This window comes from Streptomyces sp. NPDC006265 (assembly GCF_040613555.1).
Classification (GTDB): Bacteria; Actinomycetota; Actinomycetes; order Streptomycetales; family Streptomycetaceae; genus Streptomyces.
Map to the genome: position 1 here is coordinate 1 of NZ_JBEXSH010001465.1, position 1,244 is coordinate 1,244.

At 73.3% G+C, this 1,244-nt stretch carries 1 protein-coding gene; it reads right to left on the reverse strand.

The window, feature by feature from the left end:
- Nucleotides 1–875 precede the first annotated feature (875 nt).
- Nucleotides 876–1,142, reverse strand: coding sequence for a hypothetical protein (locus ABZ281_RS49845; RefSeq protein WP_356665512.1), 267 nt, complete (start codon nucleotides 1,140–1,142; stop codon nucleotides 876–878).
- Nucleotides 1,143–1,244 lie beyond the last annotated feature (102 nt).

A 1,244-nucleotide genomic window follows, 5' to 3' on the forward strand; every position in this document is an offset into this window, starting at 1 on the left:
ACCGGGCGGGCGTGTTGCGGACGGCGAGCAGTGGTTCGAGTACGTCGTCGAGGCCGCCGTCCTCGCGCACGGCGGCCAGGGGCCGCCTCTGCGCACAGGCTTTGCACGACGACGTCGTCGTCCCGGGCGGCGGTACGGTCGAGCCGATCGGGGGAGAGCAGCGACCCCTCGGCGGCCAGCCGGTACGCGAACCGTCGTACGGTGCGGTCGGGGTGGACGAACAGAGTGGCCGGCGCTCCGTGCGGTGCCGGCGGAGCAGGGCGCCGAGCAGTTCCAGCCGTACGATCCCCGCTCGCGCCGGCCGATGCGCAGGATCAGGGGGGCGAGCGCGACTCCGGTGTGCGCGTCGAGGTCCGCCCGCAGCAGCTCCCGGGCCTTGTCAACGTACAGGTGCTGCCCGGTCCGCAGCACGGATGACGACCAGGGGCAGCAGGGCGGGACGATCCGAGACCCGGGCCAGGGCCGCCTCACGGGTGTGGCCGTCCGGGTGGCACAGCGCCACGGCGAGCCGGGGCTCGATCGAGGGCCCGTGAGCGGGCTCCGGCCCCCGTCGGGAGGACCGGAACATCCAGCGCCCGGTCCGGACCTGCCCGGCGGCCCGATCGCCCCGTCCAGCGCCTCCACCCAAGCCTTGCCCGGCAGATCCTCTATCCCGTACCCGCCCCAGGCCCGTACGCCCGCGTCCAGTCCGGTCCAGGCAGCCGGATCGTCGACGTCGAGTGCCTCGTCGAGCTGCGTGCCCCGGGCCAGCCGCGCTGCGGCCGCCTGCCCGCCCCGGATGTCCTCATTCATGCCCGTCCCCCGTTCGACCTGCTGTTTCGGGGGATCGTACGATGCAGGGACGGTGACCGGCGCGCCGACTTGTCGTCGGCTGCCTAGTACGGCGCCCTGAAGTTGATGTACCCCAGCAGCACGATCACCGCCGCCACGCAGCCCAGCACCACGGCGGTCGAGATCCAGGAGGAGCGGCGGCGGGAACCGACGTACTCCGGGTCGGCGCGGAAGGGCACGGGCCCGGGCGGGTCGTGCTTCCAGCGCGCGGCGAGCATACGGGCCCGGGCCGAGGGCTCCTTGTGCTCGGCTCCGTCCGCCCATCTGAGGTCGAACTCGCGCTCCTGGTCGTCCTGTTCGTGCTCGGGCATTCCCGCTCCACCCCCCGTGTGGTCCTTCCCCCAAGCCAGGGCGCGACCCGCGTAGGTGTCGGTCGCCTTGATCGTCGAGTTGCCGCCGTCCTCGATCGGCTT

Excerpts from the sequence above, each read along its gene's own strand:
- ABZ281_RS49845 (WP_356665512.1), bottom strand. The coding sequence starts at position 1,142 with ATGCCCGAGCACGAACAGGACGACCAGGAGCGCGAGTTCGACCTCAGA.